General features: G+C 54.6%; 7 protein-coding genes. All 7 read left to right on the top strand.

Annotated features, from left to right (window positions below):
* The first annotated feature begins 46 nt into the window (after nt 1-46).
* The 7 genes from ACFVSO_RS26630 (at nt 47) to ACFVSO_RS26600 (ending at nt 12141) form a co-directional block, all read left to right on the top strand.
* The gene (locus tag ACFVSO_RS26630) at nt 47-1768 is read left to right on the top strand and encodes a sensor histidine kinase (protein ID WP_387479760.1); all 1722 of its coding nucleotides are present in this window, start codon (nt 47-49) and stop codon (nt 1766-1768) included.
* Nucleotides 1769-1774: 6 nt separating this feature from the next.
* Nucleotides 1775-3355 (top strand): response regulator transcription factor, encoded by a 1581-nt coding sequence (locus ACFVSO_RS26625; protein ID WP_387479759.1) that lies wholly within the window; start codon nt 1775-1777, stop codon nt 3353-3355.
* 185 nt (nt 3356-3540) lie between these two features.
* On the top strand, nt 3541-4689 hold the full coding sequence (locus ACFVSO_RS26620; RefSeq protein ID WP_387479758.1) for a glycoside hydrolase family 88 protein: 1149 nt from the start codon (nt 3541-3543) through the stop codon (nt 4687-4689).
* Nucleotides 4686-7406, top strand: coding sequence for a beta-galactosidase (locus tag ACFVSO_RS26615; RefSeq protein WP_387479757.1), 2721 nt, complete (start codon nt 4686-4688; stop codon nt 7404-7406). Before ACFVSO_RS26620 ends, ACFVSO_RS26615 begins: the two co-directional genes overlap by 4 nt.
* A 195-nt stretch (nt 7407-7601) precedes the next feature.
* Nucleotides 7602-10493 (top strand): polysaccharide lyase family 8 super-sandwich domain-containing protein, encoded by a 2892-nt coding sequence (locus ACFVSO_RS26610; protein WP_387479756.1) that lies wholly within the window; start codon nt 7602-7604, stop codon nt 10491-10493.
* A gap of 404 nt (nt 10494-10897) precedes the next feature.
* On the top strand, nt 10898-11293 hold the full coding sequence (locus ACFVSO_RS26605; RefSeq protein WP_387479755.1) for a DoxX family protein: 396 nt from the start codon (nt 10898-10900) through the stop codon (nt 11291-11293).
* A gap of 74 nt (nt 11294-11367) precedes the next feature.
* The gene (locus ACFVSO_RS26600; protein ID WP_387479754.1) at nt 11368-12141 is read left to right on the top strand and encodes a pirin family protein; all 774 of its coding nucleotides are present in this window, start codon (nt 11368-11370) and stop codon (nt 12139-12141) included.
* The last annotated feature ends 429 nt before the right edge of the window (nt 12142-12570 follow it).

Genomic DNA, 12570 nt, shown 5'->3' with positions numbered 1-12570 from the left:
TGTCAGAGGGCGGCCAGTATAATGGATAGGCGGAAGGAGGATGGACATGTTCCAATTTTCATACTATAGACGTATCCAGCTTTCGTTCCTGATCCTGGTGCTGCTGCCGCTCATTGCGGTATCGCTGTTGTCCTATCATACGACGAAGGCCAATATTGTCGATAAGATTCACGCCTCTAATCAGGGGACGCTGAACGTTATGGCGCGCGATATTGCCAAGACGGTGGATGATCTCGTATTTGCGTCCGATTTTATGATCCAGGATGCGAATCTGCGTCCCCGGCTGAAGCATTTTATGACGATGAAGGGAATTGAGCAGTTTACGGACTATGAGCAATATATTGCGCTTAAGGACAGCTTCGGCCCCATTTCGATGAAGGCGCTGAACTCGGAGCTGCATATGTTCCTTGTCAATCCGGAAGGGTTTATCATTCCGTCTGCGGAGAGTCCCGGTGGCATGGACTATCTGGAGAGACACTGGAATCAGGTGAAAGGCAGTCTTGACATGACGCTGTCGGGACGGGTCCAGTGGCTCGGCATGGCGCATGGCGAGCGGCAAGGCGAAAATGAATATTATTATGCTGCAAGAGCGATGCGCGACTATCGCGCCGATGAATATATGGCCTCGATCGTGATCGGTATCTCCAAAGGCTACTTTGAGAAGCTGTTCAGTCAGACCAGCTCGGGCTCCTACGCGCTGCTGGACAGCGCAGGTTCGTTAATCGCAGGAGATGCTTCCCTGCTGGAAGAAGATCAAATCAGCTCCGTCCGCAGTGAGGTTGCGATATCAAGAACGAATTGGCGGCTCATTTATGATCTGCCGGAAGAAAATGTGCTCGGCCAAATTTCCAAAACCTATTTTGCCAGCGCGATGCTGATCGTGGCGTTCGTCGCTTGTTTCTATCTGCTGTCGCTGCTGATGGCCAGAGGTTTGCACCGTCCAATTCGCAAGTTGGAAGCGGTTGCACGTCAATTCGGCGAAGGCAACTATACGGTGCGCTTTCCAGTCAGGGGCAAGGACGAAATCAATGCCCTTGGCGGTACGCTGAACGATATGCTGGATCGCATCAATCAGTTAATTGCCGATATTGAGCAGGAGCAGGAGCAGAAGCGAGTGATGGAGATGCAGGCGATTTTCTCCAAGATCCGTCCGCATTTTTTGCTGAACACGCTTAATTCGATCAAATGCAGCCTAGCCGTTCACAACGACCGCGAGCACAGCATGAAGATCGATGCGCTGATGAGTCTGCTGCGTGCCTATATGAAGGTGAACGAACCTTCGTCGGTGAAGAAAGAATGCCAATTGCTGCAGCATTATATCGAGATTATGGAGATGCGCAACGACAGGCATATCGCATTCGTGACCGATATTCCTGCGGAGCTGGAGGATGTGATGCTTCCGAAGCTGCTGCTCCAGCCTTTGGCGGAAAATGCGATTGTTCACGGTTTTGCGGAGCTGGAGGAGGAAGCCTGTATCGGGGTCAAGGTTTGCCGTGATGAGGCGTCAGATTTGGTTATCATTACGTTAACCGATAACGGCGGGGGCATGCCGGACGATAAGCTTGAGATGCTGAACAGGCTGTTCGACCCGATGGAGGCGTCCGAGCATGCATCCTATGAGCGTGTTGGCCTTATTAGCGTCTATCAGGGCTTGCAGCTCGCTTACGGCTCCCGCGCGGAGCTTAGGCTTGCCCGAAAGCAGGAAAGAGGCATGATGGCCGAAATTCGAATACCGGCGGACGGTTCAGCGATGGAAAGGGGGGTGTGACTTAAGATGTACAAAGTGATGCTCATAGACGATGATGTGCCGATGCTCAAATATTTGCGCCAGCTGATTGATTGGAAGGGGCTTGGGTTGCAGGTCTGCGGTGATACGTACTCCAGTGTCAAAGCGCTACAGCTGTTCCGGGAGCTGCAGCCGGATATCGTCATCACCGATATCGGCCTGCCCAAGATGAATGGGCTGGAGCTGGCGGCGGAATTCAAGCGGCAAAGTCCCGAGACGCGCATAATCTTTCTGACCTGCCACGAGGATTTCTATTACGCGAAGAAGGCGCTGACGCTGAACGCTAATGATTATCTCATCAAGGATGAATTGACGTCGGAGCAGCTGGAGGCGAGTCTGCTGGGCTGTGTGCAGAGCCTCCGCTCCGCCGCCCATCTGCCGGATGAAATCTCCTATCGCGATGATCTGCTTCGCAATGCGGATGTGCTGAAGCTGTCCCTGTTCCGGCAGCTGGTGAAGGGCGGAGACACGGGAGCGCATATTGCAGCGGCGAAGCGGCTTGGCATTGCGTGGCATTACCCGTCCTACATGCTGGCCCTCGGCATGCTGGAGTACGCCTCGCTGCTTCCGCGCTATGAAGCGAAGGATATCCATCTCATTCGATATTCGGTCTATAACATAGCAAGCGAAGTAGCCAAGGGCTACGAGGGGATTACGGTATTCGACGAGGAACGCGGACTGATCGCGCTGCAAAATTACAAGCCGTCCCTCACCGTCAATTATGAGCAGCGGATGCAGGCATACCTGAGAGAAGTGCAAGAGCGGTGCAGCCAATATCTCAAGGTGCAAGTACGGATGCTGTGCGGCCCGGGCAAGCTGGAAGCGTCCGCCATAGGCGCTGCCTACAAGCGGCTGCTGCGTCTGAAGGAGAGAAGCTATTATGCGCCGGGCGCGCTGCTGGCTTGGACGGGGAATAAAGAGGAGCCTTTCTTTTATCCGCTCGGCCATTTCCTGGAGCAGCAGAAGCGGGAGATCGCCGATGCCGTTCGGGAGAAGAATCGGGACAAGCTTCTGCAAAGCCTGGAGAGCGTAGCCGGGACGGCGCGCAGCCGCGGGATCGATTCCGCAGAGCTGATTCAATTCGCTGTGCAGCTGCTGCGGCTCCTGGAGCTGCAATACGCGCCGCATACGGTCAGCGAGCAATATTACGCCTGTCTGCAAGGAACAGGGACGCTGGAGGATACGCTTGGCATGCTCCGCTGGAGGCTGGAGCGGCTGCTGGACATGCGCGCGGCAGAGGATGAAGGCGTGAACAAGGAGCCGAAGCTGCAAGAAATCGATCATTACATTGCGGACCACTTGTTCGACAATATTACGTCTATTGATGCAGCCAATCATCTGTGCCTGAATTCCAGTTACTTCTCCCGCTATTTCAAGCGGCTGACGGGAGAAAACTTTACCGACTATTTGCATCGCCATAAGATGGGGGTAGCCGCCCGCATGCTGGAGCAGCGCGAGGAATCGGTAGAGATGGTAGCGCTGAAGCTGGGCTATTCGGACCGCACCTATTTCTCCAAGGTTTTCAAAAAATATATGGGCACAACGCCCCGGGAGTATCGGGACAAGTAAAGTTCCGGTCTTCCGGGATTTTTTTTGTCCTTTGGCAAGCATAGAATGCAGTAGAGGTGCTGGAAACGGCATATGAATCATGCAGGATCAAAATAGTGCACATTGGAGCAAAAATACGCCCTAGGTCGCGTGCCCCGGAAGCGGTACAATGCTGAGCAAATGCAAAGCTTGGGAGAGTGATGAGAATGCGCAAGCAGGCTATTGAGGATGCCGTCGCACGAATCAGGCGGAATATCGACGCCTTTGGCGGGAAGTTTCCCCATATCGGAAGCAACGGCGGGGCATATGAACGTATCGAAAACGATGATTGGACGAACGGTTTTTGGCCGGGTATGCTGTGGCTTTGTTATGAATATAGCGGTGATCAGGTGTTTGCCGATGCCGCCCGCAAGGTGACAGACACCTTCCGGCTGAGGCTTGAGCATAATACGGTGCTGGATCATCACGATATCGGCTTCCTGTATTCCCTGTCGGCCAAAGCGGAATGGTTGGTGCTGGGCCACTCTGATGCCAGAGAGCTTGCTCTGCGGGCAGCGGATAAGCTGATGGAGCGTTGGCGGGATGCCGGCGGGTACATTCAAGCGTGGGGACCGGCTGGCGATGAAGCTCAAGGCGGTCGCATTATAATCGACTGCCTGCTTAATCTTCCGCTTCTCTTCTGGGCTGCCAATGAGACGGGGGAGGAGCGCTTCCGGCAAGCTGCCGTGAGGCAAGCAGATTTGACGAGGCGATACCTGGTGCGCGGCGACGACAGCTCCTATCATACCTTTATATTCAATCAGGAGAGTGGCGAGCCGATTGGCGGCACGACGCATCAGGGTTACAGCAATGGCTCCACCTGGACACGGGGGCAGGCTTGGGGCGTGTACGGTTTTGCGCTGGCTTACCGGTATACGGGCGACAAGGCTTATTTGGATACCTCGAAGCGGATGGCGTTATATTTTCTCCGTCGCCTGTCTGAGGATCATGTCGCATATTGGGACTTTCATGCGCCGGTGGGACCTGATACGTACCGGGACAGCTCGGCATCTGCGATTGTCGCCGCCGGCCTGCAAGAGCTGCTGGAGCATCTGCCAGCTGGTGATCCCGATGAAGGCGAGCTTCAGGCGGGATTAACGGCTTCGGTCGATTCGCTAATTGCGCGTTATTCAACGATGGACGACCCTGAGGCGGAAGGGCTGCTAAGACATGGCTCGTACTATGTCAGGGGCAATCTTGCGCCGGATGATTTCACGGTCTGGGGCGACTATTATTATTTGGAAGCGTTAATGAGGCTGGAGCGCGGCATTCGCGGATATTGGTATCCGTTGCAAGCGGCTCGGGGAGGGCAATGATGAAGGAGAGGCATGAGGACAATATCATGAACGACCGGGATGATAGGAGGACGCACGAAATAGTCGGAGCGGCATCTGCGCAGGAACATGGATATAAGCGTATCACTTACGACCGGCATAGCTGGATAATCGGAGGGGAACGCTTGTTCATCCGCTCCGCAGCCGTCCACTATTACAGGCTGACAAGGGGCGAGTGGGCCGAGCTGCTGGACAAGGTGCTGCTGGCAGGCTGCAATACTGTGGAGACGTACATCCCCTGGAATTGGCACGAAGAAGCTCTCGGGATTTGGAATTTCAGCGGGGACAAGGATCTGGAGCATTTCCTTGCCTTATGCGCGGAGCGCAGCCTCTATGTCATTGTCCGTCCCGGTCCATATATATGCGCGGAATGGGATTTCGGCGGATTGCCTTGGTGGCTCTCGGCGGAGGAAGGCATCCAGTACCGAACGATGAATGAACGGTTTCTGAGCCATGTCGATCGCTATTGGGATGAGATCGTACCCCGGATAGCGAGGCATCAATGGCCCGCGGGCGGAACCGTTATTATGGTACAGGTGGAGAATGAATTCCAGGCCTACGGGCAGCCGGACCGGGCTTACATGGCATATTTGCGGGACGGACTGCTTGCGAGAGGCATTGATGTGCCGCTGGTCACTTGCTATGGCGGTGTAGAGGGAGCAGTGGAATTCCGCAACTTCTGGTCTGGTGCGGATGAGCACGCCCGCATATTGGAGGAGCGGTACAGGGACCAGCCCAAAGGCGTCATGGAATTCTGGATCGGCTGGTTCGAGAAGTGGGGCGGAGCCAAGGCCAGCCAGAAGAGCGCGCCGCAGTTGGAGCGCGCATGTTACGAGCTGTTGCAGGCAGGGTTTACGGCGATCAACTATTATATGTTTTTCGGCGGGACGAACTTCGATCATTGGGCAGGACGCACGATCGGCGAAGATACGTTCATGGTTACCTCGTACGATTACGATGCGCCGCTCGACGAATATCTGGTCCCTACTCCCAAGTATAAGGCGCTCCAGCGGTTTCATGCCTTCGTCAGCTGGATGGAGAACGTGCTGACGGAAGCGGAGAAGGTGTATTGTCCTGTTCCGCTGGGCAAGACTTTCACGGGAAGAACGCTGCGGCATGCCGATGGCATGTTGCATTTCGTGACCAATAGGGATAAAGAGAGAGTCAGCGGGCAGGCGATATTCGGAGAGCTGCCGGTATGGGCTGACTTCACGGTAGAAGGAGACGGAATGCTGCCGGTTGTTACAGGCGTGGCGGCAAGCGAGACGCAAGACGGGAAGAGAATCGTCATCGACACGCTGACAAGCTTTACGACCGGTATCCGTAGTGGCCATGGCGTTCTCTATCATGAGCCGGGCCAGCGATCCTCCCTCGTTCTGAATATGGGCGGCATCGGGAATTACGAGGTGGATTGTCCGCTTCCGCTTCAAGTGAGTAAGCTGGAGGGAGGTCATCTTCACTTTAAGCTCTTCCACGGATCTGAACCGCGAATGATTACAATTCGGAGCGGGGAAGCTGTGCTCTTGCAGCTAGAGGTGACGCATCGTGCAGCGGTAGAGGAAGCCGGCGTGCCGAATGGAGCGGCGGCGCAGCACCCTGCTCACCCGGTATTGGAAGACTGGCACTATGCGCCGGAGAATCCGGATGACTACAGGGAAGCCGGCAGTGTGGCGCAGGCTCCTCTGGACTTCAGCACCTTCGGCAAGCACAGCGGGCATTTGCTCTATGAGACGAGATTCGAAGCGGAACGGTCGGATCAGCGGACGCTGCTTCTACCGCGAATTGAAGATCCTGTCCAGGTGTTCATCAACGGCGCATATGCCGGTGGAAGCGATGAGATCGGGGCGGCTGCGGTAACCCTGCCTGTGCAGCAGGGCAGCAACCTGCTGCAGATTTGGTGCCAGAATATGGGGCGCTACAACTTTACGGCGACGCTGGGGGAGCCCAAAGGGCTTAGCGCAGCGCCTGCGCTGGATGGCCGCCGCATCTCTCTGCTGGAGGGCTGGCAGGTAGACGGAGCCGGGTGTGCTCATTCCTTGCGGCAACTGCCGGAGATAGAGGGACGGATTGGCTTATACAAAACATGGAGCAACGAGCAAGGGTATGACCGGGCGATTATCGTTGGTTATGGATTATCCAGATTGCGCCTGAATGGACATCAGGTTCCGCTTTGCTTGCAGAATGATTCGGCATGGAACCGGGATGACGCTCCCTATGGCGTTGCTGATGCCAGCAGTCTGCTGCTGGCAGGGGACAATCTGCTGGAGCTGGAGGCTGCGGGCCTAACCTCCATTCCGAAGCTGAGCCTGTATCTGTATCACAGCTCGAACATGCTGGATTCGTGGATGACGATGCCCGCCGCTCTGCCGGAGCGGAGGCGCGAATGGAGCGCTGTCGGCGATATGGAAGCGGCCAGCGCCTCACTAGAACCTAGCCCGCGCTGGTGGAGGGCGAGCTTCCACTGGAGCGGCAGCGATATGGCAACAGCAGGGGAAGCGGGCTTCAAGCTCAAGCTGTTCCTTGGCGGCATGACCAAAGGAACGGTCTGGGTGAACGGCTTCTGCATCGGACGATATTGGGGGATCGGGCCTCAGGAGTATTATAAAATCCCGGCAGACAAGCTGCGGGAGCATAATGAACTGCTCATCTTCGATGAGCTGGGCGCAGCGCCCCGTGAGGTTCGTCTGATCGTGCTATAGCAGTCAGGCGATCACCAAGCATCGGCGCTCGTTGGAGGAAGCATAGCTTCTATCCGGCGAGCGCCTATTGTGCTTGGACAAAAAAACGCACAACAAAGTCAAAAATAGACCCTCCACTACAAAAAGAAACAAGTTATAGTGATCACATTCTTATAAATGATAGCGCTTACATTAAATGATCAGGAGGAATGTAACATGAGTGTATGGCTGCGTTATGCGACAAGTATTCTACTATCGGTTGTTTTGATTGCGGACGTGCTTCCGCAAGCGGGTAGATCCGTTGCGGAAGCGGCGGCGGCAGATGTGCCAAATGGCGGCTTCGAGACGGTCCAGTCCGCCGGAGGTTATTGGCAAGGGTCCCAGCCAGCTTTTTGGACCCACTGGGTTCCTGTGGGATCCCCGGTACTGGCCGTCGATTCTGCCGTCTATTACGAAGGTTCCCGTTCGCTTCGGATCAGCGCAGCGGCTTCGGCGCGGGCAGATGTGCTGCAAACGGTCGAGGTTGCGCCGGGAGAGACGTATCTGCTAAGCGGGTGGATCAAGACGGAAGCGCTGCAATCCGGCTTATCGAATGGCGGTGCATTCATAAGGACGCAATACTTAAACAGCGCCAATGTGAAAATTAGCGACGGTCCGGCATCGGCACCGATCAAGGGAACGACGGGATGGACGGAGCAAACGCTGCAGCTCGTTATTCCGGCCAATGTGACGCGAGTCAAAATCGAATTGTTTTATGAAAGCGCTACCGGAACGGCTTGGTTCGACGCCGTATCCATCAGCGGCGGCGGTTCACAGCCGCCAGTCGATCCGTCCCTGTTCAGCGCAGTGCGGGAGAAGCGGCTTCTGCAATTGACCGGCAACGCGTATTACAATCCTGCGGATGCGGATATGAACGCTGCTGTTGCCGCAATGGCAAGCCGAGTAAGCAATAGCGGCGGCAGCGGACATTGGGATCGGATGAACAAACAAAGCGTCCGCAGCTATCTATGGAGCGATCTGTCCAGTAAGACGGAATCCTCCCATGTTACGGGGGCTTATGGCCGATTGAAGGACATGGCGCTTGCCTATGCCACAGCGGGTTCGCCGCTATATGGCAATCAAGCGCTGCTGCAGGATCTGCTGGCTGCGCTGGACTGGATGTATGCGAATCGGTACAAGGAGACCGTCTCTCCTTATAAGAATTGGTGGGATTGGGAGATTGGCTCGCCCCAGCATTTGAACGATATTGCGGTTTTGCTGTATGACAACCTGTCATCCGTTCAATTAGGCAATTTCAATCGGGCGATTGACCGTTTTGTTCCCGATCCGGCGCGGAGGACCGTTCAGCCGAGCCTGGTGGAGACGGGAGCCAATCTCGCGGACAAAGTGTTTGTCGTTGCGCTGCGCGGAGCTACGGGGCAATCTGCTTCCAAGCTTGCTCAAGCGAAGAACGCGCTTAGTCCTGTGTTTCGTTTTGTGACGCAAGGGGACGGCTTCTACAGAGACGGTTCATTCGTCCAACATGGCTATATTGCTTATACGGGAAGCTATGGCACAGTGCTGCTGGACCGGCTGGGCGACTTATTCGACCTGCTGCATCAATCTCCATGGATGCCGGACGACCCGGAAGCCGGCAATGTGTATCGCTGGATCGAAGATTCCTTCGAGCCACTTATCTATAAAGGGGCTATGATGGATATGGTGCGCGGGCGTGCTATATCCCGGGAACTGTCTACGGATCATACGACGGCCCGGGGCGCCATCCGCAGCATGCTTCGGCTGGCCCATTCGGCACCGGCAGCCGAAGGTGACCGTATAAAGTCCGTTCTGAAGAGCTGGCTTCAGCAGGATACCTCCTTCGATAACTACTATGTCGGCTTAAGCGTATACGATATTGACAAACTCAAGCGTCTGCTCAGTGATTCCGCTGTTCTGCCGGAGCAGGAGGCAAGCCGGAACAAGGTGTTCGCCTCCATGGATCGCGTCGTTCATGCGCGGCCAGGCTTCGCCGTTGGCATCAGCATGTCCTCAAGCCGTATTGCCAGCTATGAATACGGCAACGGCGAGAATAAGAAGCCTTGGCATACCGGCAATGGCGTGACTTATCTGTACAATAATGATTTGACTCAATTCAGCGACGGGTACTGGGCGACGGCGGATATGCTTCGGCTGCCCGGCATTACAACGGATCACGCGACAGCTCCGCTAACAGACTGGAAATATTATTTCAGCTCCAAGCCATGGGCGGGCGGAGCTACTCTGGATGGGCTTTACGGGTCAGCGGGCATGGAGCTTGATATGGAGAACAGCTCGTTGACCGGCAAGAAGTCATGGTTCTTCTTCGATAATGAAATCGTTGCGATAGGAACAGGTATTACAGGCGGAGACGGGCGTACGGTGGAGACGATCGTGGACAACCGCAAGGTGCAGAGCGGCGGCCAGGCGCTGACGGTCAACGGAACGGTTCAACCTGTGCAGCCGGGCTGGAATACGGTATGGTCCGATGTGACCTGGGCACATCTGAGCGGCGATGGCAAAGGGGATATCGGCTACTACTTCCCGAGAGCGGCTACGCTGCAAGGAAAGCGGGAATTGCGCACGGGCTCCTGGAGCGAGGTGAACAGCGGGGGTTCCACAGCTCCGGTCACAAGGGAATATACGAGCGTAGCTTTCCCGCACGGAACAAATCCGAACATGGGTCACTACTCCTATGTGTTGCTTCCTAATGCCGACACCGCCACGACGCAAAGCTACAGCGAATCACCCGACATTACGGTTCTGAGCAACGGCACAAGCGTCCAATCGGTTAGGGAGCATACGCTTGGCTTGACGGCGATCAACTACTGGACCTCTGCCGTAGTGGATGGAATTGCCGTGAGAGGACCAGCTTCGGCCGTTGTGAAGGAGACGGGCAACGAGCTTGTCATTGCGGTGTCTGATCCGACCCAGCGCCAATCTACAATCTCGATGGAGCTCAGCCGTGCGGGATGGACGCTTGATTCGAGCGATCCGGCCATAACGGTGCAGCAAGTATCGCCATCTATCAAATTGACCGTCAATGTGGCGGGAGCGAAAGGCCGGACGTTTACCGTCAGATTTACGAAGTAAAGGCATCTATTTAGTTGTTGTACGGTTGTCCTAGATGAATGCGACCGCTACTCGGTATTCCGCCGGGAAGCGGTCGTTCGTCTTTCAGGAGCCCATTATTATTTTTGAAAAGGCCCTTGACAATTAACTTAAATTCATATATCTTAAATTTAAGATAAATGAAGAAACGGAGGGAAACCATATGACGGACAGCAGAGCAATCTGCTGCAGCTGTGTATCCTATTGTCGGGGGCCCACTAGGGGAACAGTCAGTACAGCAGATCGGCGTGAGAATTCGGATGGAGAGCGTTAGCATCACGTACTTCTCATTTTGCACGGAGGAAGACTCGCTCATAGAGGGCTTGAAAATATAGCTTATATCTTAAATTAAAGAATTACAATTTTGAATTAAGGGAGAATGAGACATGAATATGGATACAGGGTTACTTATTATGAGAGTAGTTATCGGGTTGATTTTTGCCGGGCATGGCGCCCAGAAGCTTCTCGGCTGGTTCGGCGGCCCGGGGCTTAAAGGAACCGGAGGGTGGTTCGATTCCATCGGCATCAAGCCTGGTGTCGGAGCAGCAATCGTGATCGGGCTGTTCGAAGTAATCGGCGGATTGCTGCTGGCGCTCGGCCTTTGGATGCCGATCGCTGCCGCACTGATCGTTATTCCGATGATTGGAGCAATCGTCAAGGTTCACGGCAAGAACGGCTTGTGGATTACGCAGAACGGCATGGAATACAATCTGATCCTCATCGTCGTCGCTGTCGGTCTCGCCTTAATTGGACCGGGAGCGTATGCTATCGGCAACTGGTAATCCGCTAAGCACATCTTGCTCTCGCAACATAAGGGCAAAAGAATACAAACTAACATTTCCAGGAGGGAAACTTCATGCAAACGATGGTATATGGACCTGCACTTCAAGCGATCGGCGCCTTCGACGGGGGCAATATTACGGAGCAGAAGCCAATCGGCTTCTCCGGAGAAGGCTCGGTAATCAAACGGGTTGGACCGCTATTCTACTGGGCTTGGGCAAAGACGGCAATAGAAGGCCGCATTCCGCTTCATCCCCATCAGGCATTCGAAATCATGACCTACGTCGTCTCCGGCCAAGCCCAGCATGGCGATACGCTGGGGACACGGAGCACCATTGGTGCCGGCGGCGTGCAGCTCATGCAGACTGGTTCGGGCGTCAGCCACGAGGAACGGTTCGTCGGTCCGAACATGGAGGGCTTCCAAATCTGGTTCGAGCCTCATATAGAGAAGGCGCTTCAGATGGAACCGACGTACAACCAATACGAGCACGATCAGTTTCCCGAGGAGTCGGGAGACGGCTACTTGAAGAAAACGATTATAGGCGACGGCTCGCCCATCTCCCTTACAGTTGACGCACAAATGTGGGACGTCGTCATCGATGCCGGCAGGCCGTACAGGCATCCGGTATCAAGCGGCCGGGCGCTGACGGCGCTCGCCATTCGCGGAGGCGGCACATGGTCTGATGGAGACGGCAGCGACTCGACTCCCTTCAAGCCAAGAGACTTCATCGTGGCGCGTGCCGATGATGATCATGATGTCATCATCAAAGCCGATGAAGACATGCCGCTCCGGCTCATTCTGATTGATGTGCCGCCGACGGTTGATTATCCGCTGTATCCGAAGCGCTGATGGAGGTGCGATTGCACGAAAGGAAAGCCCGGAAGATATCGATTCGCGATCGATCTCTTCCGGGCTTTTTGCTGTACACATGGTTATAGTGGTTTCACTTAAAGAAACACAACTTTCTGAAATAAAAAAAACAGGGTTTTCGAAACGGCGGCATGCCCAGCTTCTTTCTGACGAGATTATTATGCCTCATATTTTTATAAAATCGACTGTACAAACGCATCACCTCATATTGAGCAGCGGATCAAGAATCTATGGCCGCTTTGCTTTTTAATTTCGATCGGAACCATTCATCTTGGAATTGATTTAATGCCTCCCAAAGCATGACTTGGAATGCAATTTGAATTATACACAAAATTATGACTATCAGTCAACTTTTAGCTTGGCGGTTCATCTTAAAGAAAAGCCGATGTCGTGATACAATGAGTGGCA

The sequence above is a fragment of the Paenibacillus sp. NPDC057967 genome (genome assembly GCF_042887015.1).
In the GTDB taxonomy this organism is placed as follows: Bacteria; Bacillota; Bacilli; order Paenibacillales; family Paenibacillaceae; genus Pristimantibacillus.
The sequence above is the reverse complement of the archived record's forward strand: the minus strand, read 5'-3'. Positions and strand labels throughout refer to the sequence as shown.

Coding starts and splice junctions, on each gene's coding strand:
- ACFVSO_RS26630 (WP_387479760.1), top strand. CDS start 47: ATGTTCCAATTTTCATACTATAGACGTATCCAGCTTTCGTTCCTGATC.
- ACFVSO_RS26625 (WP_387479759.1), top strand. CDS start 1,775: ATGTACAAAGTGATGCTCATAGACGATGATGTGCCGATGCTCAAATAT.
- ACFVSO_RS26620 (WP_387479758.1), top strand. CDS start 3,541: ATGCGCAAGCAGGCTATTGAGGATGCCGTCGCACGAATCAGGCGGAAT.
- ACFVSO_RS26615 (WP_387479757.1), top strand. CDS start 4,686: ATGATGAAGGAGAGGCATGAGGACAATATCATGAACGACCGGGATGAT.
- ACFVSO_RS26610 (WP_387479756.1), top strand. CDS start 7,602: ATGAGTGTATGGCTGCGTTATGCGACAAGTATTCTACTATCGGTTGTT.
- ACFVSO_RS26605 (WP_387479755.1), top strand. CDS start 10,898: ATGAATATGGATACAGGGTTACTTATTATGAGAGTAGTTATCGGGTTG.
- ACFVSO_RS26600 (WP_387479754.1), top strand. CDS start 11,368: ATGCAAACGATGGTATATGGACCTGCACTTCAAGCGATCGGCGCCTTC.